This window comes from Marinobacterium lutimaris (genome assembly GCF_900108065.1).
Lineage (GTDB): Bacteria > Pseudomonadota > Gammaproteobacteria > Pseudomonadales > Balneatricaceae > Marinobacterium_D > Marinobacterium_D lutimaris.
Window position 1 is genome coordinate 2155705 of sequence record NZ_FNVQ01000001.1, and the last position, 20299, is coordinate 2176003.

The 20299-nt window shown below is 58.4% G+C and carries 17 protein-coding genes; 2 read left to right on the forward strand and 15 right to left on the reverse strand.

All coding sequences use genetic code 11. From position 1 onward, the window contains the following. Positions 1 to 33: 33 nt before the first annotated feature. On the reverse strand, positions 34 to 984 hold the full coding sequence (speB, locus tag C4S72_RS10050) for an agmatinase (protein WP_104002869.1): 951 nt from the start codon (positions 982 to 984) through the stop codon (positions 34 to 36). A 151-nt stretch (positions 985 to 1135) separates the two neighbouring features. Between speB and C4S72_RS10055 the strand changes: the two genes are divergently transcribed. Further along, entirely contained in the window at positions 1136 to 2038 is a 903-nt protein-coding gene (locus C4S72_RS10055; protein WP_104002870.1) for a LysR family transcriptional regulator, read from the forward strand. A 13-nt stretch (positions 2039 to 2051) separates the two neighbouring features. Here the strand turns inward: C4S72_RS10055 and C4S72_RS10060 are convergent, their stop codons facing one another. The 8 genes from C4S72_RS10060 to C4S72_RS10095 all read right to left on the reverse strand — a co-directional run bounded on the left by C4S72_RS10060 (position 2052) and on the right by C4S72_RS10095 (position 12523). Further along, positions 2052 to 3443: an SLC13 family permease gene (locus tag C4S72_RS10060; RefSeq protein ID WP_104002871.1), complete on the reverse strand. Its 1392-nt coding sequence runs from the start codon at positions 3441 to 3443 to the stop codon at positions 2052 to 2054. A gap of 15 nt (positions 3444 to 3458) precedes the next feature. After that, positions 3459 to 4379: an alpha/beta fold hydrolase gene (locus C4S72_RS10065; RefSeq protein WP_235009083.1), complete on the reverse strand. Its 921-nt coding sequence runs from the start codon at positions 4377 to 4379 to the stop codon at positions 3459 to 3461. A gap of 62 nt (positions 4380 to 4441) precedes the next feature. Further along, positions 4442 to 5023, reverse strand: coding sequence for a histidine phosphatase family protein (locus C4S72_RS10070; RefSeq protein ID WP_104002873.1), 582 nt, complete (start codon positions 5021 to 5023; stop codon positions 4442 to 4444). A 141-nt stretch (positions 5024 to 5164) separates the two neighbouring features. Beyond that, positions 5165 to 5596, reverse strand: coding sequence for a VOC family protein (locus tag C4S72_RS10075; protein WP_104002874.1), 432 nt, complete (start codon positions 5594 to 5596; stop codon positions 5165 to 5167). A 43-nt stretch (positions 5597 to 5639) separates the two neighbouring features. Next, positions 5640 to 8315, reverse strand: coding sequence for an aconitate hydratase AcnA (gene acnA, locus C4S72_RS10080; RefSeq protein ID WP_104002875.1), 2676 nt, complete (start codon positions 8313 to 8315; stop codon positions 5640 to 5642). A 366-nt stretch (positions 8316 to 8681) separates the two neighbouring features. Further along, positions 8682 to 10133 carry a nickel-dependent hydrogenase large subunit gene (locus tag C4S72_RS10085; RefSeq protein WP_104002876.1) on the reverse strand — a complete coding sequence of 484 codons (1452 nt, stop codon included), beginning with the start codon at positions 10131 to 10133 and terminating at the stop codon, positions 8682 to 8684. Positions 10134 to 10164: 31 nt separating this feature from the next. Beyond that, positions 10165 to 11178 carry an NADH-quinone oxidoreductase subunit B family protein gene (locus C4S72_RS10090; protein WP_104003111.1) on the reverse strand — a complete coding sequence of 338 codons (1014 nt, stop codon included), beginning with the start codon at positions 11176 to 11178 and terminating at the stop codon, positions 10165 to 10167. Next, on the reverse strand, positions 11171 to 12523 hold the full coding sequence (locus C4S72_RS10095) for an ATP-binding protein (RefSeq protein WP_104002877.1): 1353 nt from the start codon (positions 12521 to 12523) through the stop codon (positions 11171 to 11173). The genes C4S72_RS10090 and C4S72_RS10095 overlap by 8 nt, the downstream gene beginning before the upstream one ends. Before the next feature lie 350 nt (positions 12524 to 12873). Between C4S72_RS10095 and C4S72_RS10100 the strand changes: the two genes are divergently transcribed. Continuing rightward, positions 12874 to 13428, forward strand: coding sequence for a HupE/UreJ family protein (locus tag C4S72_RS10100; RefSeq protein WP_104002878.1), 555 nt, complete (start codon positions 12874 to 12876; stop codon positions 13426 to 13428). Between the two features lie 400 nt (positions 13429 to 13828). Here the strand turns inward: C4S72_RS10100 and C4S72_RS10105 are convergent, their stop codons facing one another. From C4S72_RS10105 to C4S72_RS10130, 6 genes are all read right to left on the reverse strand, one after another. Beyond that, the gene (locus C4S72_RS10105) at positions 13829 to 14452 is read right to left on the reverse strand and encodes a hypothetical protein (protein WP_104002879.1); all 624 of its coding nucleotides are present in this window, start codon (positions 14450 to 14452) and stop codon (positions 13829 to 13831) included. Positions 14453 to 14481: 29 nt separating this feature from the next. Beyond that, positions 14482 to 14748: a type II toxin-antitoxin system Phd/YefM family antitoxin gene (locus C4S72_RS10110; RefSeq protein ID WP_104002880.1), complete on the reverse strand. Its 267-nt coding sequence runs from the start codon at positions 14746 to 14748 to the stop codon at positions 14482 to 14484. 341 nt (positions 14749 to 15089) lie between these two features. Further along, positions 15090 to 15491, reverse strand: a complete 402-nt coding sequence (gene nirD / locus C4S72_RS10115; RefSeq protein WP_235009084.1) for a nitrite reductase small subunit NirD — start codon at positions 15489 to 15491, stop codon at positions 15090 to 15092. A gap of 16 nt (positions 15492 to 15507) precedes the next feature. Then, entirely contained in the window at positions 15508 to 18051 is a 2544-nt protein-coding gene (nirB, locus tag C4S72_RS10120; protein ID WP_104002881.1) for a nitrite reductase large subunit NirB, read from the reverse strand. Positions 18052 to 18422: 371 nt separating this feature from the next. Further along, positions 18423 to 19226, reverse strand: coding sequence for a 3'(2'),5'-bisphosphate nucleotidase CysQ (gene cysQ / locus C4S72_RS10125; protein WP_104002882.1), 804 nt, complete (start codon positions 19224 to 19226; stop codon positions 18423 to 18425). A gap of 24 nt (positions 19227 to 19250) precedes the next feature. Continuing rightward, a complete protein-coding gene (locus tag C4S72_RS10130; RefSeq protein WP_160115489.1) occupies positions 19251 to 20165 on the reverse strand; it encodes a bestrophin family protein in 915 nt (304 codons plus the stop codon). Between the last annotated feature and the right edge of the window lie 134 nt (positions 20166 to 20299).

The window sequence follows — 20299 nt, forward strand, 5'->3', positions numbered from 1 at the left end:
CTGCTCCTCGCTGCTTCCCGAATTCGATGCCGCTTAGCGGTAGTTCACGCCCGGCAGTACGCAGAGCATCTCATACAGCAGGTTGGCCGCCAGCTGCGAGGTGTTGCCGCTGATATCGTAGGCCGGCGCCACTTCTACAAGATCCGCACCGATCAGGTTCAAGCCCTTGCAGCCACGCACAATTTCCAGCCCCTGGATCGAGGTCAGGCCACCTACTTCAGGTGTGCCGGTACCCGGCGCCCAGGCGGGGTCGATACCGTCGATATCGAAAGAGAGATAAACAGGGCCATCGCCGATCTGCTCGCGAACTTCCGCCATCAGCGGTTCAAGCGACTTGTGCCAGCACTGCTCGGCGGTAACCAGACGGAATCCCTGACGCTCGCCCCACTTGAAGTCATCGGCGGAATAACCCTGGGCGCGCTGACCGATCTGCACAACACGGTTCAGGTCCAGCAGCCCCTCTTCCACGGCGCGGCGGAAGGTGGTGCCGTGGGCGATTTTCTCGCCGAACATGTTGTCATTGGTGTCGGTATGCGCATCCACATGGATCAGGCCCACCGGGCCATGCTTTTTGGCGATGGCGCGCAGGATCGGCAGAGTCAGGGTGTGGTCACCGCCCAGCGTCAGCGGAATCAGCGGGTAATCGTTCAGGCGGGTGTAATAGTCTTCGATGATGTCGACCGACTTCAGCAGGCTGTAGGTGTTGATCGGTACATCGCCGATATCGGCCACGGACAGGGCATCGAAAGGCGCAGCGCCAGTGGCCATGTTGTAAGGACGGATCATCACCGATTCGGCGCGGATCTGCCGCGGCCCGTAGCGGGTGCCGGCACGCTGGGAGGTACCCACATCCAGCGGGATACCAACGAACGCTGCATCCAGACCCTCAAGCTCCTCCACAAACGGCAGTCGCATCATCGTCGCGCGGCCGCCGAAGCGGGGCATGTCGTTTCCACTCTGCGGCTGATGAAGTTGCTTTTCCATAACTCTGAACCCTCTGCTTCCGGGTCTTGCCTAAGGCCCGATTGAATGAATCTAGATCCATCTTAGGAACGCCAACTTGACGGTTAAATAGCAAATCAAAAATAATCAGTTCATAAATTACTGAAGTATGAAAACAGGATAAGAATCGCGCATGAGACCGGACAAGCGACTTAATATCAGGCTGCTGGAAGTGTTTGTAACCGTGGTCCAGCACCAGGGCTATGCCGGCGCACAGCAAGAGCTGAAGCTGACCGCTTCGGCAATCAGTAACTACATGAGCGAACTGGAGAGCCAGCTTGGTTTCGTGCTCTGCCAGCGCGGACGTTCCGGCTTTTCGCTGACAGAGAAGGGACAGCAGTTTCTGCATCAGTCGGTGAAACTGCTCGACGAGTACGAATCAATGGAGCGCCAGGCGGAAGCGCTGAAAGGCGATAAGGGCGGGACTTTCACCCTGGCGGTACTGGACGCCACGGTAATGGACGAGGCGCTGTCATTGCCGGAAATTCTGCGTCAGTTCAACGACCGCTTCCCGGCGGTGCATTTCAACCTGCAGATCCGCAGCCCCTACGAACAGGTACAGGGAATTCTGAACAATCAGCTGGACCTGGCGATCGGTAACTATCCGTCGAGCACCAATAACGTTATCGAGGAGAAGCTCTACCGCGAGCAGCACTGGCTCTACTGCAGTGATCTGCATCCACTGTTTACCCAGCGGCGTATCCCGCCGGAAACCATTACCCAGTATGGCTTGGTCACCCGCAGTTACTGGAACATGGCAGATCTGCGCAAGCGCGGCTTTGGCCACAGTACCGCCACGGTGGAGAGCATGGAGGCGCAGCTGGCGCTGATCCTGTCCGGTCGCTTTGTCGGCTATCTGCCGGAGCATTACGCCCAGCCATTCGTGAAACAGGGCCGGCTAAGACCGCTGGTACCCGCCGAGTTTGGCTACCAGGCGCCCTTCTCGATGATCTGCCGCCGTGGCCGCAGCCGCGAGCCGTTTATCCGCACCCTGCGCGAGCTGCTGATCGCACAGACCTCACGCAAAGCGAAATAAGCCGGCCAGGCGTCTAGCCGATCTCGCCGATCAACAGCCACCAGAGGTAATCCAGCGGCAGCAGCACAAACAGGGTGATCAGGGTGAGCGGCACGGTGATCTTCAACAGCTGGCCCAGCGGCTCCTTGGCTAACTGCATGGAGACCAGCAGCGGACCCGACTGGTAGGGAAAGAGCACGGTGGAGAAACCCAGCACCTGGGTCATCACCACCGCCTCCACGCTCCAGCCTGTCTGCACCGCCAGATCCGGCGCCACCGGCGTCAGCACAGCGGGGACTCCAGGCAAGGTCGCCACCAGGCTGACCACAAAGGACATCAGGCTCAACGACATAAAGTTAATAAAGTCGGCGCCCTGCTGCAGCGGCAGCAACTGCTCCAGCCAAACCGCCAGCAGATCGCCCAGGCCTGTGCTGGCCACCAGTTGGCCGAGGCCCAGAATACCGGCGATAAACAGCAGCAGCGTGATATCTATCCCTTCCGAAAGCTGCTTGCCACCGACCAGGCCGAAACCCGGCAGTAACAGCAGGCAGGCCGCCGCCAGCCCCACCCAGGCCGGACTGATACCATGCAGGCTGTCGGTCATCCAGAACCCCAGCGCCAGCGCCAGTACCACCAGCAGGCGGACCTGTCCCTGCCCCGCCGCGCCGTCCGTCTCTGCGGGCCCCAGGGCCGCCTCGGTATCGGGCTGCTCGCGAAACAGCCAGACGATCAGCAGACTTCCCACTGCCGCCTTGAGCACACCGAGCACCGGAAAATGCAGCAACAGGTAATGGGTATAGCTGAAGGTCATATCCAGCACGGTCTCGGCGGAGCCGATCATCACCATATTTGGAATGTTCGCCGGCATGATAGCAAAGGTGGGCATATGGCAACCAAAGGCCACCGCCAATACCACACCGGTGCGCCCGCGGGAGCCGGCCATAAAGCCGCAGCGATCAGCGATCGCCAGCCCGATGGGAATCATCATCACGGCGCGCCCCATCGACGATGGCATCAGAAAGCCGAGCAGCGTGCAGGCCGCCATCAGACCAAAGATCAGGCGTGCATAACTGCCATCCAGATGATGCCCCAACAGACCCGCTATGCGCGCGCCAAGCCCTGTGGACTTGATCGCAAGCCCCATCACCATGCCGGAAAAAATCAGCCAGAGCGCGCCGGACGAAAACCCGGAGAACACCTCATCCGGCGGTGCGATACCGCTAAGCAGCGCCGCCAGAAAGAACAGCAGCGCGGTCATATAACCGGGCAGCGCGTTGGTGACCAGCAACCCAAGAGTAAGAATAACAATGGCAAGACTGCGCCCCTGCAGCGGCGTCAAAGGCGCCATCGGCGCGATGGCTACCCAAAGCGCCAGGGGCAGTAACAGCAGCATGATCAGATTGGCCGGGCGGCGAATCCACGACATCGATAACATTCCTTATTATTGTTTGGCGTTATTCTCGAACTGGCAAAACGTCTTCAGCGCCGCAGCCAGCTCATCCGGCTGTTCTTCCGGCAGAAAGTGTCCACATTCAAGCGGGTATCCGCTGACATCGCTGGCGTAATCCCGCCAGACCGACAACAGATCATAGGTGCGATGGACAAAGCCCCTGGCACCCCAGAGCACCAGCAGCGGACAGTCGACAGTTCGTCCGCGATCGGCGCGGTCATGCTCCAGGTCGATGGTGGCGGCTGCGCGATAGTCCTCGCAGGAGCCGTGAATCGCCTTCGGATTACGGAAACAGCGAAGATACTCGGCTCGGGCCACGGGTGCAAAGTCAGCACCGGGCGCCGCCCAGCGTTTCAGCTTTTCATTGAGGTAGTAATCCGGGTCCTGGCCGATCAGGTGTTCGGGCAGGCCATCCGGCTGAATCAGGAAAAACCAGTGGTAGTAACCAGTGGCGAACGCCTGATCGGTGTGGTCGAACATATGCAGCGTCGGCGCGATATCCATGACACAGGCGCGCTCGACACGCTCGGGGTAATCCAGCGCCAGCCGATGGGTGACCCGGGCGCCGCGATCGTGACCCGCCACCGCGAAGCGCTGATAGCCGAAATGGTCCATCACGGCGATCATATCCGCAGCCATTTCGCGCTTGGAGTAGTTACTGTGATCGGGCAGCCCTGCGGGCTTGGCGCTATCGCCGTAGCCCCTAAGGTCCGGACAGATAAGGTGAAAATGATCTGCCAGCAGTGGAGCGATGCGGTGCCAGATGACATGGGTCTGCGGGTAACCATGGATAAGCAGCAGCGGCGGGCCGCTACCACCGTGAACCAGGTTGATAGCGACCCCATCATGTGTGACTTCAGTGCGGCTAAAACGGCTATCGAATAGAGTGTCCAACATGTGTTGCTGTGACAAAGCAGCCTCCTGCGCCTAAAAACTCATGCCGGCGGGCCAGAGTGCTCCCCTGCCTGCCGCAATCAGCGGGTCTCCTCGCGGGCGATCACCACCGGCTCCCCCTCCTCCATGCGGATCAGGATCATCTCGCCGGAAGATGGATAGATATCCAGCAGAGCGGTGATATTGACCTGGTGCGTGATCAGCACCGCGGGTCGATCGGCACCGCGCTGTGCCAGCCAGTTTTTCAGTTCACTGGTCTGATCAACGCCCGCCGACGCATTACGAAAGAAGGAGTTTAGCAGAGGCTGGGGTTGAACCTCGCCGATTCCCAGCAGTTCAGAGGTATCCAGGCAGCGGCACCACTGGCTGGAATAAACATCGGCCTGTCCGAAGCCCAACTGCTGCAGGCGCTTGCCAATAGCGCGGGCCTGATCACGCCCCTCATCATTCAGATTGCGCTGGGTGGAACAGTCGCCCAACTGAAAGTTGGCTGGATCGCCGACACCCGGTGCCAGCGCATGGCGGATAACGATGATGCCACCGCCCTCCTGCACCGCCTCCGACAGGGTCTGGGCACTCAAGCCCAACGGCACGAAAGCTGCGGCTAGTGTCAGTGAGATTAGAGCGATGCGATGACGGAAGCAGGCAATAAGACGAGTCATGATCGGTCCCCGTTTGCTGAGAGCTCGTAGTACTGAGCTGATAGTACCCAGCTGATACGCCAGCAAAGGGAAGATGGTTTGCTCTCCCCCTCTTCTGCAACCGCAGAATGCGGGCGCAGTGCAGAGCTTTGCGTCAGAACTTTAATCGAGAACCAGCGCCCCATTGGCATCGAACTGCCAGAATTCCGCCCAGGCCACTTCCGACAAATAACCGTCAGGATCGGCGAAGTAACCGCTGTATCCACCCCAAAATGCATCCTGCGCAGGTTTAACGATCTCGCCACCGGCGGCTTCCGCCCGCTTGAGTATCTCGTCCACCTGCGCTTTTTCACGGGTGTTATGCGCCAGGGTGATTCCAGGGAAGCTCCGATCCCGGCCGATCAGACGCGAGCCTGCATCCTCGGCCAGTTTCTCGCGGGGATAAAGCGCCAGCCGAGTGCCGGCGGTGCTGAAAAAGACGATATCCTGCCCCTCGGTGCGATGGGCAGGAAAGCCGAGTCCTTCGGCATAGAAACGATAGGCACGCTCGAGGTCATCGACCCCGAGCGTGATAAGACTGATACGAGGTTCCATCTATACCTCCTTGACCCCGCACCAGTCTGCAACGGCAGCGGGGTTAGGCTGATTCGGCGAGACGATCCAGCACGAAGTTGAGTACGCCGCCCGACTGGTAGTATTTCACTTCGACCAACGTATCCAGGCGCGATTGCAACTCGATTTCACGCTCACTGCCATCAGCATAGTGGATGATCGCCTTGAACAGTTGCTTAGGCTTAAGCTCGCCCTCCAGGCCGAGAATATCGATCTGCTCGTCGCCGGTCAGTTGCAGCGACTTGCGGTCGTCATCACCTGTGAACTGCAGCGGCAGTACGCCCATACCCACCAGGTTGGAGCGGTGGATACGCTCAAAGCTCTCCACGATCACCGCCTTCACGCCGAGCAACAGCGTACCCTTGGCGGCCCAGTCACGGCTTGAACCGGTACCGTACTCCTTGCCACCGACAATCACGCTGGGTGTGTTCTCGGCCTGGTACTCCATCGCCACGTCGTAGATGAATTTAGGCTCTTTCTCGCCCCGTTTGCGGGTATAACCACCCTCGATCTCCGGCACCATCTCATTGCGGATACGGATATTACCGAAGGTGCCGCGCATCATGATCTCGTGGTTACCACGGCGCGAACCGTAGGAGTTGAAGTCCTTGTCCTGAACCTTGTGCTCGCGCAGGAACTGCGCTGCAGGGCTGTCTTTAGGGATGGAACCGGCCGGTGAAATATGGTCGGTGGTCACCGAGTCCCCCAGCAGCGCCAGGATTGAGGCGCCCTTGATATCGCCCACATTGCCGGCGTACTCCGGTTCGAAGAAAGGCGGCTCCTGGATGTAGGTGGATTCGCGCGGGAACTCGTAGGTAGCTCCCTTGACGCTCTCAATCAGGCGCCAGTTTTCATCGCCATCAAATACCGAAGCGTACTCCTTGCGGAACATCTCGTTGTCGATGGTCTGCACCAGGGAGTCGATCTCGGCATTGGTCGGCCAGATATCCTTCAGGTAAACCGGCTGGCCATCAGAACCTTTGCCCAGCGGCTCGCTGGAGAGATCGATGCGGGTGGTGCCGGCCAGACCGTAAGCCACCACCAGCGGCGGTGACGCCAGCCAGTTGGCACGGACCAGCGGATGGATGCGGCCCTCGAAGTTACGGTTACCGGAGAGCACCGAGGAAACGATCAGGTCGTTTTCACTGATCGCCTGTTCCACCTCGTCCGGCAGCGGGCCGGAGTTACCGATACAGGTGGTACAGCCATAACCGACCAGGTTAAAGCCCAGTTCATCCAGGTCTTTCTGCAGACCCGCTTTTTCCAGGTATTCGGTGACCACACGGGAGCCAGGCGCCAGCGAGGTTTTCACCCAGGGCTTCACCTTGAGCCCCTTCTCCACCGCCTTGCGTGCGACAAGACCTGCTCCAAGCATCACCGCCGGGTTGGAAGTGTTGGTGCAGGAGGTGATCGCCGCGATCACCACATCACCGTGATGCATCGGCTCATCCGAGCCTTTCAGCGCTACGCCTGTGTCGATCTGATCTTTTTTGCCGGCCAGCTCGATAAAGGAGTCAATCGATTCCTTCAGATTCTTGACTGGTACCCGGTCCTGCGGGCGTTTCGGGCCTGCCAGGTTGGGTTCAACGGTGGAGATATCCAGCGACAGCGTGGCAGCAAAATCAGGCGTCTGATAGTTCTCGTCGCGCCACATGCCCTGGGCCTTACAGTAGGCTTCAACCAACGCCAGTTGCTGCTCGTCGCGGCCACTGAGGCGCAGGTAGTTGATGGTCTGGTTATCGATCGGGAAGAAGCCGCAGGTGGCGCCATATTCCGGCGCCATGTTGGCGATGGTGGCACGGTCCGCAATCGGCAGATGCGCCAAACCGTCGCCGTAGAATTCTACAAACTTGCCAACCACGCCATGTTCGCGCAGCATCTCGACCACACGCAGCACCAGGTCGGTGGCGGTGATCCCCTCCTGGAGTTCGCCGGTCAGCTCAAAACCGACCACGTCCGGCACCAGCATGGAGATCGGCTGGCCCAGCATCGCCGCTTCCGCCTCGATACCGCCGACCCCCCAACCCAGCACGCCCAGGGCATTGATCATGGTGGTGTGGCTGTCGGTACCCACCAGCGTATCCGGGTACGCCAGCTGCTGGCCATCGACCTTTTCTGTCCAGACCGATTTAGCCAGGTACTCCAGGTTAACCTGGTGACAGATACCGGTGCCCGGCGGCACCACGCTAAAGTTGTTGAAAGCGCCCTGCCCCCATTTCAGAAACTGGTAACGCTCCAGGTTGCGCCCCATCTCGATCGCCACGTTATCCTTGAATGAAGATGAGTCGCCAAACTTGTCGATGGTGACCGAGTGGTCGATCACCAGATCGACCGGCGAGAGCGGGTTGATCTTCTGCGGGTCGGCGCCGCGCTTGACCAGCGCGTTCCGCATAGCCGCCAGGTCGACCACACCCGGTACGCCGGTGAAGTCCTGCATCAATACCCTGGCCGGGTGGTAGGCAAACTCGTGATCCGCTGCCTTACCCCGGCTTTTCGCCAGAGCAACGATATCTTCACGACTGCAGGTCTCGCCATCCTCGTGCCGCAGCAGGTTTTCCAGCAGCACCTTGACCGAAACAGGCAGGCGCGCGGCCTCGACCATCTCACCCAGCTCGCCACCGTTCAGCGCGTAGTAGGTGTAGGTTTGACCGTTAACTTCCAGGTTACTTTGAGTTTTGAACGAGTCTTTCGATCGCAACATCGATATCTCCTTGGCCATAATCTGCGTCAGGTGCCCAAACCGGGCTCCGGGCGTTCTGTTTGAATGTTCACGGGCTTGAGATGTTCTGGATACAGGGCAGCGCGAAGAGCCTAATACGGAATTATTGTTGTGCACGCTAAAAGCGCTTCAGCGTCTCTCATTTCGGACAAGCCGCTTACCGATACAGTTCAAAATAGTTCATTAGGGTGGGGGATTCAGGTTTCAACCGGGTAACAACAGCGTTGCAGACCCTGCATCTATCTGGGGTTGTGTTGCCAGAAGAACTGAAAACAGCACCCTGCGCAGATGCTGTGGATGGGGGAAAATCGCCCTATTGCCGTAAAAATCGCTGAAAACGGGCCCAGTTTAATGAACCGTACATACCATGCATGGATCGAAGCTGCGTACGATATGCTGAACCGCCACCGGATCGGTTTCACCTTCACGCACCGGTGTGCCCACCAAAGCCTGTTCCAGCGCACCCGGCTGCCCTGAGGCGTCCCGCGGAGAGAAGTTCCAGGTGGTCGGCGCGATAATCTGGTACTGGCTGATGCGCCCCTTGCGAACCTCGATCCAGTGACCCAGGCTGCCGCGGGCTGCTTCCATCAGGCCGACGCCCTCGCCATCGGTGATCGACGACGGATGGTTACAGAAAGGCTCTTCCGGCTCGATCATCTGGGCCCACTGCTGCAGTCTGGGCAGCATTTTCGCCAGCTCCAGCAACCGCGCCAGCATTCGCGTCTTCACATTGGCACCCTCTTTTCTGGCCATTGCGGTCAGCAGGGGATCGCCATCCACCAGCGCCCTCGCCAGAGCACCGGTTTCCATCACCTGGCCTGCGTAACGCGGCGCTTTGCACCAGCTGTAAGCGCCCTCTTTCTCAGCCACTGGTTCGGTCTCGCCCTGTTGCGGATGCAAAGCCTCCGACGGGCGCATCCAGGCGTGGCTGACATCCTCGACGATCCTGCCGGCATCAAAACCGGAGAGGCCCTGGTCCGGCGTCCAGATCCCCTGGCCAACGGCATTTACCCCTTCCAGCGAGTAATTACCAAAGCTCATAAAACGGTCAACACTGCGGCCCAGCCCTGCAAAGCCTAGCTGCTCGGAGAGATGCAGAAAGGTACGCAGATCGTCATGCTGCCAGGGCTTTTCATGGCGCCAGTTCTCCAGCTGCGCTGGAGTCTGGATCGCCTGCACCCGCTCAAGGTCATCGCCAAACAGGGTCTTTTCCAGAAAGCGGCGAAACCCACTGAGGATCGCCATCAGCCGCAGCCGCTCCTGTCGCTGCACCGGCTTGGTGCTGCCGCCAGGCTGGATACTCAGCGTATGTGGCCACTTACCCGCCAGCAGGCCCATCAGATGCAGAAACTCGGCGCGAGCCGGCAGCACATCGCGAGTCGCCTCGCCTTTCACCGCACGGAAGCGAGTTGCAACCTGGTTATACCAGAGCTCGGCGGCATAGGTTTCCCGCGCCAGGTCCGGCATAAAGAACAGGTAAAAGTGAGTCAGCAGATCGGTAAGGGATTCGTTCGCCAGCACCAGGTTACGGCACAGTTCACCGTTGCGGGTAGGCTTGATACCGAGCGCCTGAGACAGCGCCTGAGCCGCCGCCACCGACTGGCTTACCGAGCAGATCCCGCAGATACGCGGCACGTAGACCAGCGCATCCAGCGCCGGCTTGCCCACCAGTATCTGTTCGAAACCGCGATAGAGCGTGGAGTTCACCCGTGCTTCGGTCACCTGGCCATTATCGGTGTCCAGGGCAATATCCAGATCACCCTCCACCCGATTGAAAGGGCCGACTACAACTCTGCTCATGAACGCGTTCTCAACTCTTCATTTATCGAAATTATTTAGAAGAAGCCTTATTACCGGAAGTCTTCTTGGCAGAAGGCGGATAAATCAATTGCTCTGAGCGGGCGTTTTCCTTCAGGCGCTCCGGCGTAGCAGCTTTCGACAGGGACGCCAGTGCGACAAACCAGGCCTTGGGCATATCGGTGGGCAGCCCCACGGGAATACCTGCGATTTTAGGTGTTTCGGTAAAGCGGTGGCGCGGCTCTTCAAACTCCGGCGCCGTGCAGTTGATGCAGGGATAACCACCCCGCGTACAGGAGCCTTCGCCATTCCAGGGCCGGGTATTGCAGTCACCATGGGCCTGGGTGCCCAGGCACCCGAGATGCTCCATCATGCAGCCCTGATGTCCCAGCGCCTCTGCACTGGCCTTGTATTCGTAGTATTCATTGCGGGTACAACCGTGATGCACCAGCTGATCGGCATAGAGCCTGGGCCGCACCAGGGCATCCAGCCGTTCGGGATCGCCCTCGCCCAACGCCAGCTCGATCAGCGACTCGGTCACCCAGTTAGGATGCACCGGGCAACCCGACACATTCACCACCGGCAGATCGCCACCAGAGCGATAATCGCTGCCCAACAGGCCACCGCGCAGCTCTCCTTCAAACTGCAGCCCGGTGGCATCGGTAGGGTTATCGCCCGCCGTGCTGATACCGCCAAAGGCAGCGCAGGAGCCGATCGCGAGGGTATACCGCGCCTTGGCGGCCAGTTGCTCAACCCAGTGGATCATCGGGATACCGGTGCCACCGAGGAGATGAAAACGGCCTGTACCCATGGGGCCGCGCATCATCGAGCCTTCGATGCAGAGCAGATCCAGCTCGGTGCGCCCTTCGAGGATATCGTCCAGCAACTGGCGAACTTCCGCGCCGGTCTGCTCACTCAGGGAAGGATGCCAGAGCAGGTTGATACCCGCGCTTTCCAGTGTGGTGATCAGGTCGGGCGCCTCCGCCCCCAGCAGGGACATGGAACAACCACCACAACCTCCGGACTGCAGCCAAAGCAGGTTAGCCATCAGCACTTTCATCCAGACCTGGCGCCGGCTGGCTGGCCGGCAGGGTCAACTGTGCGACAGCGCCGCCTTCCGCGCCGTTAATAATCTTCAAGGTGCCACCATGTTCGTTGACGATTCCGTAGCTGATCGAAAGCCCAAGCCCGGTGCCCTGCCCAGTGGGCTTGGTGGTAAAGAAGGGATCAAACAGACGCGGCAGATTCTCCGGCGCGATCCCCTGTCCGTTGTCGGCCACGCTGAGCCAGGCCAGCCCCTGATCACTGCCCGCCTCTATTTTCAGCGCTGGTTTGGGCTGATCAGCGACGGCATCGGCGGCATTCTGGATCAGGTTTACGACGACCTGATGAATCTGGCCGGAGTGTCCCACCACCTCGAGTTTATCCGGCAGCTCCAGATCCACATGGATCGCCACCTTGCTCTCCTTGGTGATCCAGTGCAGTGCCGAGCGCACCACGTGGATCAGATCGAAAGGCGCCTTCTCGCTACTCTGGGTGGATGAGAACTGGCGCAGGTCATTAACGATCTCGCGCACCCGGTCCGCCCCCTCCATGGTGCCTTCGACCAGCGAATCCAGATCGGCGATCGCCCGATCCAGGCGCAGCTTTTGGCGCAGCTCGCGCAGCTCATCACGGCTCGCGCCGGACTGTACCAGGTCGAAATACTCCACCAGTCGTCCGGTGTAGCGCCGCAGGGCGTGCATATTGCCATAAACGAAGCTAATCGGGTTGTTGAGTTCGTGGGCCACGCCGGCCACAAGACGACCGAGGGAGGCCATCTTTTCTGCCTGGATCAGCCGCTCCTGCGCCAGCTTCAGCTCGGCGTGGGCCTGGTGCAGTTCATTAAAGGCACACTGCAGCTCACCCAGCGGGCGACCCGCCACGACTATCCCGGCCAGACGGCCACGTTGATTGAAACGGGGGGAACAGTTCAGCGCCAGCGGCTCCGGGCCATTAACGCCATCGATGCTGATCTCCTGATCGCGCACCGCCTCCTTGCGGACCCGCTGCAGACACTGCACCAGCTTGTCGCGGCTCTCGCCGCTGCAGAGGCTTTCCATCGGCTGGTCCAGCAGCGATTCCATGGTGCGACCGGTAAGCTCTTCAAAGGCGCGGTTAACCTGCTGAATCCGCCCCTCGTGATCGCAGGCGATCAGCACATCGCTCATGGCCGACTGCACGCTGTCGACGAAGTTATGGGCTTCCTCAAGCGCCTCGTTCTGCTCTTCCACCTGAACCTGATAGCGCACCAGATCGGCATAGGCCTCGTCCATCTTGCGTATAACGCTGACCCAGGCTTCGTCGGCCGTGCCCGATTCTTTGTGGCTGTTGGGGTGTTGCTGCTGCACCATCGTTTACTTACCCGTTTGGAAGATTCCAGACTACCGCCAGACCGCGGTCAGGCCAACCTCGGCGCACGGAAACTCGTCACTTTGAAGCTCAGCACATTGAATGCACGAGCGAGTTTCCATTTAACACCCAGGGCGGCAACCAAATATCCACTTAAACAGCTAAAACCGTAGATTCTGTATGCCTACGCATTGAACGTGCCGCCCCGGTCGCAGCCATCGCGAAGCCTCGATTTTCCGCTTTCCCCAGGCAATATCGCCCCTTAATTTCCCCGCAACGGCGGCGATGGCATCGCTTTTGCTCCATGACAGGGAAGAAAGTGTGGAAAGAAAATTAAGAGTAGGAAACAACAATGAAGAAACAGCTTTTCACCGCTGCACTGCTGCTGGGCCCGAGCCTGGCATTCGCCCACCCCGGCCATGAAACCGGTGGACTGATTGCCGGCCTGACTCACCCGCTGATGGGTCTGGACCATCTGCTGGCGATGCTGGCCATCGGCATCTGGGCCGCACTGCAGCAGGGCAAAATGAAACTGGCGATGCCAATCACCTTCGTTGGCGTATTGATCGCCGGTTTCGCCCAGGGCGTTGCCGGCGTGAGCCTTCCGATGGTTGAAAGCGGCATCGCACTCTCGGTACTGCTGCTGGGCCTGATCATCACCGTCGCCGCCCGCCTGCCCGCTTCTGCCGCTCTGGCGCTGACCTCTGTTTTCGCCCTGTTTCACGGCTATGCCCACGGCGCCGAAGCCACAGGCTCACTGGCCCTGTTCGCCATCGGTTTCTCCGTCACCAGCGCCCTGCTGCACCTGAGCGGTATCGCCGTAACCGACAAGCTGAAAGCGCTGCCAGCCGTTGTTCGCAGCGCCGGTGCTGCCATCGCGGCCAGCGGTGTATGGATGCTTAGCTGAGGGTCTCCACCCTTTTCACCCCCAGGTAGTGTTTTACCGACACTCCGCGTAAGTTTTCCGGGCCTTGTGCCCGGTTTTTTTGTTTGGTGGGACGATTCTTATTTCGGAGTTTGTAGATGGTGCAGGTTCCGCCTGCTGGCGTATCAAGGATCTTGGACGGCCAAGATCCTTGATAATCCTAAGCCGCCCCGACAGCTTGATCGGCTGCGCCGATTACCCTGTGCTTCTCGCCTGAAAGAGCGGGAAGGGAAACTCGGCTTCGCCTCAAACAGCCCTTCCCTTTTCTCTCTTTCAGCCTGCGATGCTCGGCTGCGCTGAAGGGGAATCAGGGTGCTCTTAGCTAGCGAATTATTAAAATCAAAGAGACCCTAACCACCCATGATTTTATCAATGATAAAATCTAACAAAACGCCTCGAAGAATCCTTTTTGCAAAGATGAATTCATCAAACCATATTTTTCAAAAACCTTAAAAGACTTATCTTTAAAACTTACATCGCCTCTAAACTTAAATTTATATTTTTCCTTATCAAAAAATTCAAAATAGTAAAGTAAATCAACCAAGTAATATGAAACTTCCAGACTAGGAGCGTGATCAACCCAATGCATATAAGAATCATCATTTAGCCTCCTCACACGACCTTTATCCATATCACGAACTTTATCCCACTGAATCTTTACATTTTGAACAAATCTTCGGTGATCATAATTTGGTATTTTTCTAGTTTTATACAGTTCTAAGTGTAACTCACTGAAAACACTAAAATCTACTTTATGCGGAGCACTGTATTTTTCACCTTGATCTAAGTCTATTTTTCTTTTTTCATATTCATCGGCAATTCTTTTAAAGAAGGACTCTACATGACCGTAAATAAAACGTGTCTCATTATAGAATGCTCTCTCTAGTTTTATATTTCTTCGATAATCTAGAAAAGCTGAAGTTATAAATCCGAAGAATGCACCAAGAAATGCGCCGATCAATGCCCCCATGATTGACCAAAAACCTTCTCCTATAAAATGCTCCATGCATACTCCAAAAATATTCAGTTTTGGCATCATTTAGAATAATTCAGCCACTTACTCATCTTCGTCATCGCCTCAGTTTGAGCAAGCAGCTTTCCTTCAGCTACTGCTCGCTCTCCTCCTAAGATCCCCTCAAGTGATTCGACTCGGCGCTGCATAAGCTCATAGTCCTGCACATCAACGAGATAGGCCAGCGGCTGACCATGCTCAGTAATCTGCACAGGCTCTTTGGAAGAACTCAGGTCAGCTAGCATTTGGGATGTATCGTTCTTGAGGCTGGTAAGCGACTCAACTTTCATAGGCGTCCTGCTGATCAAATAAACATCAATACAACAGTAGCACTCTACGAGAACCGTGGACACGAAATGAGCAGTGAATGACCGCGCCAAGGAGTATTGAGAAAGCACGGGGACAAAAAAGTTACGCACAAACCAACTAACCGCAGCCGTATTCATCCCCCTTCAGTGCACAGCCGATCAAACTGTCGGGGCGGCTTGGGGTTATTAGGGGCCCATTTTTCATCAATGTAAGCGCACAAGGCCCCTAATTCGCCAGCAAGGCGAAACCTGACTCAGCTAAAGCAGCTGAAATATCAGGTCACAACTGAAGAAAGGATCGATTCAAAGCGGAGTCAGCGGGATCAAGCACTCTCCCGCAATACCCCCTGGTTAACCGACTGCGGATCCACCAGCAATTGATCCCCCTCCAGCCAGGTATTCCAGGTATCCAGCACCACCTCCGGATTATCCAGGCAGCGTCCGGTCTCCAGGCAGTAGCGCTCCTTGTACAGCGGCGAAGCCAGGAACAGGCCGCCTTCACTGCTGCCGACCAGCCCGCGGGAGAGCACGTTGGCCTGCCCTACCGGATCGAAGTTATCGATGGCGTAGACCCGAGCCCTGGCCGGGAAGTAGAACAGGGCGACCTGACGGCCGTTGATCAGGGCACAGACGCCGGATTCGGCGACCAGGTCATCAACAGTGCAGACCGGGATGCCCTTTGTTTCTAAAGCTTTCATTTCTACAGAATGGCTTTCTACAGACATGATTCTCTCCTCCGGCTTAGGCCATCACGATGGGCTGGGCTTCGATCTCTTTCTCTTCAGGTCGGGCGGGACGGATCTGGCCACGCTCCTGCACGAACACCACGTTGCTGTCTGACTTGTCGCTATTGACGAACTGGCGGAAGCGTTTGAGCGCCTGCTCGTCGTTGACGGTTTTCTTCCACTCGCACTCGTAGGTTTCCACTACGTGCTGCATCTGAGATTCCAGCTCGTCACCCAGAGCGAGGCTGTCGTTGATCACCACGTCGCGCAGGTAATCCAGCCCGCCCTCCAGGTTGTCCATCCAGACGGAGGTACGCTGTAGGCGGTCCGCCGTGCGGATGTAGAACATCAGCACCCGGTCGATGTATTTGATCAGGGTCTCTTTATCCAGGTCGGTAGCGAACAGGTCCGCGTGGCGCGGCTTCATGCCGCCGTTACCGCAGACGTAAAGGTTCCAACCGTTTTCGGTGGCGATCACGCCGATATCCTTGGACTGGGCTTCGGCGCACTCACGGGTGCAGCCGGAGACGGCGAATTTGATCTTGTGCGGCGCGCGCAGGCCCTTGTAGCGGTTCTCGATCTCGATGGCGAGGCCGACGCTGTCGTCGACACCAAAGCGGCACCAGGTGCTGCCGACACAGGATTTCACGGTACGCACCGATTTGCCGTAGGCATGGCCGGTCTCGAAGCCAGCATCGATCAGGCGGCCCCAGATCTCCGGCAACTGCTCAAGGCGTGCACCAAAGAGGTCGACGCGCTGGCCGCCGGTGATCTTGGTGTAGAGGTTGTAATCCCGCGCCACCTCGCCGAGCACGATCAGCTTATCGGGCGTAATCTCACCACCGGCGATACGGGGTACGATGGAATAGGTGCCGTCCTTCTGCATGTTGGCGAGGAAGGTGTCGTTGGTGTCCTGCAGGATCACGTGCCGTGGATCGAGCACATAGTTGTTCCAGCATGACGCCAGGATAGAACCCACCGCCGGCTTGCAGATATGGCAGCCCTTACCACCCTTACCGTGCTTGGCCATCAGCTCATCGAAGCTGTGAATGCCCTCGACGCGAATCAGGTTGTAGAGGTCCTGGCGGGTGAACGCGAAGTGCTCGCACAGATCGTGGCTGACTTCGACTCCCAGGGCTTCAAGCTCGTGGTTCACCAGGCTGGTCAGCAACGGGACGCATCCGCCGCAACCGGTGCCGGCCTTGGTAGCGCCTTTAACATCGCCCAGTGAGCAGCAACCGCCGGCCACCGCGCCCTGCACGTCGCCCTTGCTGACATCGTGGCAGGAGCAGATCTGCGCAGTTTCCGGCAAAGCCGCCACGCCAAGCCCGGCGGAGGCGGCGCCATCAACGCTCGGCAGAATCATCGATTCAGGGTTGGCCGGCAGGTCGATCTCGTTAAGCATGTACTGCAGCAGGGTGCCGTAGCTTTCCGCATCGCCCACCAGGATGGCGCCCAGCAGTTTCTTGTTATCGCTGCTGACCACCAGTTTCTTGTAGGTACCTTCAGCTTCATTAAGCCAAGTGAAGTTCTTGGCGCCCGGTGTACGGCCCTGGGCATCGCCGATGGAGCAGACATCGACACCCATGAGTTTCAGCTTGGTGCTCATATCGGCGCCGGCGAACTCCGCTTCGCCGCCGTTAAGCTGCGCCACGGTGACCTTGGCCATGGCGTAACCCGGCGCGACCAGGCCGAAGATCTTGCCATCCCAGAGGGCACATTCGCCGATGGCGTAGATGTTTTCGTCGGAGGTCTGGCACTGGTTGTTAATGACGATACCGCCACGCTCGCCCACCGCCAAGCCAGATTCTCGCGCCAGCTGATCGCGGGGGCGGATACCGGCGGAGAACAGGATCAGGTCGGTCTCCAGCACTTCACCGTCCGCAAACTCCATGCGATGCACATGATGCTCGCCATCGACGATCTGCTGGGTGTTCTTGCCGGTATGCACCTGCACGCCCAGCGCTTCGATCTTGGAGCGCAGCAGACCGCCGCCCATTTCATCGAGCTGTACCGCCATCAGACGCGGAGCAAACTCGACCACGTGGGTTTCCAGCCCCAGATCACGCAGCGCCTTGGCCGCTTCCAGGCCCAGCAAACCGCCACCTACGACGACTCCGACCTTGCCCTGCGCCGCGCTGGCCTTGATCGCTTCCAGGTCTTCGATGGTGCGATATACCAGGCAGTGGTCGCGGTCATGACCCGGCACCGGCGGTACGAACGGGTATGAACCGGTGGCCATCACCAGCTTGTCGTAGCTCAGCGTGGTGCCCTTGTCGGAAACAACCAGGCGGTCGTTCTTGCTGATCTCCACCACGCGCTCGTTGAGCAGCACGTTCAGACCCCATGCGCGGTACTGATCGATCTTGCCCATGGCGAGATCTTCGGCGGTCGCGCCCGTGAAGTATGAGCTGAGGTAGACACGGTCATAGGCCAGACGCGGCTCCTCACAGAACACGGTCACCTCGAACTCATTCAGACGACCGGAATCTGCCAGGCTCTGAAGAAACTGGTGACCCACCATACCGTTACCGACGACGACCAGGGCGGATTTGCTCATTGTGCTGCTCCTGCTTATCTGTTTTGGGCCTGCCTGCTGCGCTTTTGCAAACCCCAGAAACGAAAAAAGGCGCTCACCGATCAGCACCCTGAAAAGGAAGCTGATCGATGAACGCCTTTGTTCATCAAATATGTTGTCCGGGATATGCCCGGCTGTTGGAATCTTTAAAGCAGAAGCCGTGCCAACAGCGCACTTCTTTTAGATAACAGATAGTTAGTGATTAAGAACAACCGAACGCCCTATTAAAATCGCACCAGTTTGGTGAAGAGGCACCAAAATAATGCTCTTTTTGTGTATGTGGGGGCGCACCACTGACCTGGTTGTACTGCAGTCGCGACTGCCGGAGCAGATCGAAAAAGACGGCCTAAGGGCTAGAACCGGCTCCAGTCGATCTCGCCAAGACCATGCGCGATAAACCAGGGGTTCAACAGCTCCGCGGTGTCGGCATAGCCAAGCGGCGAACCATCGAAGCGGATCACCGCCCCACCCGCCTCGTTCAATACAGCGTGAGCGGCGGCGGTATCCCACAGGGATGTTGGGCCCAGGCGCGGATAGATATCGGCCGTGCCTTCGGCGATGCGACAGAACTTCAGCGAGCTGCCCACGGATTCCAGCCTGACCTCATCATGCTTTTCCAGCTTGTCGATCCAGGCCTGCATATCGGGGCTGGGATGAGAACGGCTGCGCAGCAGATGCCAGGGCTGGCCCGGCTGGTGCTCACGCACCTGCAGCGGTTTCTCGCCCTCGGCGTCGATTCTCACAGCGCCTATACCTCGCGCCGCCATCCAGAGCACTTCATTCACCGGCGCATAGACCACGCCGAGCACCGGCTCACCGTTTTCGATCAGGGCGATATTGACGCTGAAGTCGCCGTTGCGCTTGATAAACTCCTTGGTGCCATCCAAAGGATCCACCAGCCAGTAACGGCCCTGATCGTCAGCGCCACTAAAACCTTCTATATCCTCTTCAGAGAGGATCGGCAGTTTTGGTGTCAGCGCGACAAGCCCCGCCGCGATGATCCGGTGCGCCGCCTGATCTGCCTCGGTCAACGGTGACTCGTCCGCCTTGAAGTTGACCTCGAAGTCGCGGGCGTACACCTGCATGATCGCTGCACCAGCATCCCTCGCAAGCTGAGCCACATCATCGAGCAGCGCTCTGTTAATCCAGTCGGTCATGCTGTCTGTCCTTATAGGCTCAGGTTAACTTAAGCGGAAGTTCTTACTGGCATGGGGCTCTGGCAGGGTCGGTGTACCCAGCGCCTGCAGGCATTCGCGCTCAAAGGTGCGGGTCATCGAATCCAGCGCCAGCCCGTTGTCGGTCTGCCCGAAGGGGTTCTCCAGCTCCTGGCTCAACTCATCCAGGCCGAAAAAAGCATAGGCGACGATAGCTGTCAGCAGAGGCGTCAGGATGCCGCTGCTGGCCACCAGGCCAAACGGCAGCAGCAGGCAGTAGATGTAGCAGATCCGGTGCACCAGCAGCATATAGGCGAAAGGCAGCGGTGTGTTGCCCAGGCGTTCACAGCCAGCGACCACTTCACTGAGCGACACCAGCCGCTGCTCGAAGTTACGCACGGTGACCGGGTCCAGGCCGCCGCTTTTCACCTCGGTCGCCAGCTGCTCGCCGAGCAGACCAAGAATAGCCTCGGGTCGGTTCACCGATGCCTCTATCTGAGCCAGCTCAGCAAAACTCAACCAGTTGGCAAGCCCTGGCATCGGATCGGTACCGCGCAGCTGATCACGCAGGCACTGGGTAAATCCGATCAGACGCCGCACCATGCGCTGGTGACGCTCGCTGTCCTGGCCGCGGTAGCTCAGGCTCAGACGCAGCAGGCTGCGCCCCTCCACCAGCAGCTGGCCCCAAAGCTTGCGACCTTCCCACCAGCGCTCGTAGCAGGCGTTATTACGAAAACCCAGATAGAGCGACAGCGCCACACCGATAAAGCCGAACGAGGTGGTGGTCAGCTCCGGGAAAAAGTCGGGGAAATGGTCATGCAGCACCACCGTCAGCGCCGCCAGCAGCGACACCAGGATAATCTGGGGCATCACCCTGGGTGCGATGGAGCCCTGAAAAACAAAAAACAGTGCCAGAAATCCCGGCTTTTCACGCACAATCACGGTCGATAAATCCCAGTAAAACAGTTCGTTGCAGCATACCCCAGCAATCCTCTTTTCTGTAGGCCGAGTATTGCTACCGGGTTTTGCACCGTCCCGAACGGGTCATTTTCCCACCAAAAGTAGTAGCCGATTTA

Coding starts and splice junctions, on each gene's coding strand:
- speB (WP_104002869.1), bottom strand. CDS start 984: ATGGAAAAGCAACTTCATCAGCCGCAGAGTGGAAACGACATGCCCCGC.
- C4S72_RS10055 (WP_104002870.1), top strand. CDS start 1,136: ATGAGACCGGACAAGCGACTTAATATCAGGCTGCTGGAAGTGTTTGTA.
- C4S72_RS10060 (WP_104002871.1), bottom strand. CDS start 3,443: ATGTCGTGGATTCGCCGCCCGGCCAATCTGATCATGCTGCTGTTACTG.
- C4S72_RS10070 (WP_104002873.1), bottom strand. CDS start 5,023: ATGACTCGTCTTATTGCCTGCTTCCGTCATCGCATCGCTCTAATCTCA.
- C4S72_RS10075 (WP_104002874.1), bottom strand. CDS start 5,596: ATGGAACCTCGTATCAGTCTTATCACGCTCGGGGTCGATGACCTCGAG.
- acnA (WP_104002875.1), bottom strand. CDS start 8,315: ATGTTGCGATCGAAAGACTCGTTCAAAACTCAAAGTAACCTGGAAGTT.
- C4S72_RS10085 (WP_104002876.1), bottom strand. CDS start 10,133: ATGAGCAGAGTTGTAGTCGGCCCTTTCAATCGGGTGGAGGGTGATCTG.
- C4S72_RS10090 (WP_104003111.1), bottom strand. CDS start 11,178: ATGGCTAACCTGCTTTGGCTGCAGTCCGGAGGTTGTGGTGGTTGTTCC.
- C4S72_RS10095 (WP_104002877.1), bottom strand. CDS start 12,523: ATGGTGCAGCAGCAACACCCCAACAGCCACAAAGAATCGGGCACGGCC.
- C4S72_RS10100 (WP_104002878.1), top strand. CDS start 12,874: ATGAAGAAACAGCTTTTCACCGCTGCACTGCTGCTGGGCCCGAGCCTG.
- C4S72_RS10105 (WP_104002879.1), bottom strand. CDS start 14,452: ATGGAGCATTTTATAGGAGAAGGTTTTTGGTCAATCATGGGGGCATTG.
- C4S72_RS10110 (WP_104002880.1), bottom strand. CDS start 14,748: ATGAAAGTTGAGTCGCTTACCAGCCTCAAGAACGATACATCCCAAATG.
- nirD (WP_235009084.1), bottom strand. CDS start 15,491: ATGTCTGTAGAAAGCCATTCTGTAGAAATGAAAGCTTTAGAAACAAAG.
- nirB (WP_104002881.1), bottom strand. CDS start 18,051: ATGAGCAAATCCGCCCTGGTCGTCGTCGGTAACGGTATGGTGGGTCAC.
- cysQ (WP_104002882.1), bottom strand. CDS start 19,226: ATGACCGACTGGATTAACAGAGCGCTGCTCGATGATGTGGCTCAGCTT.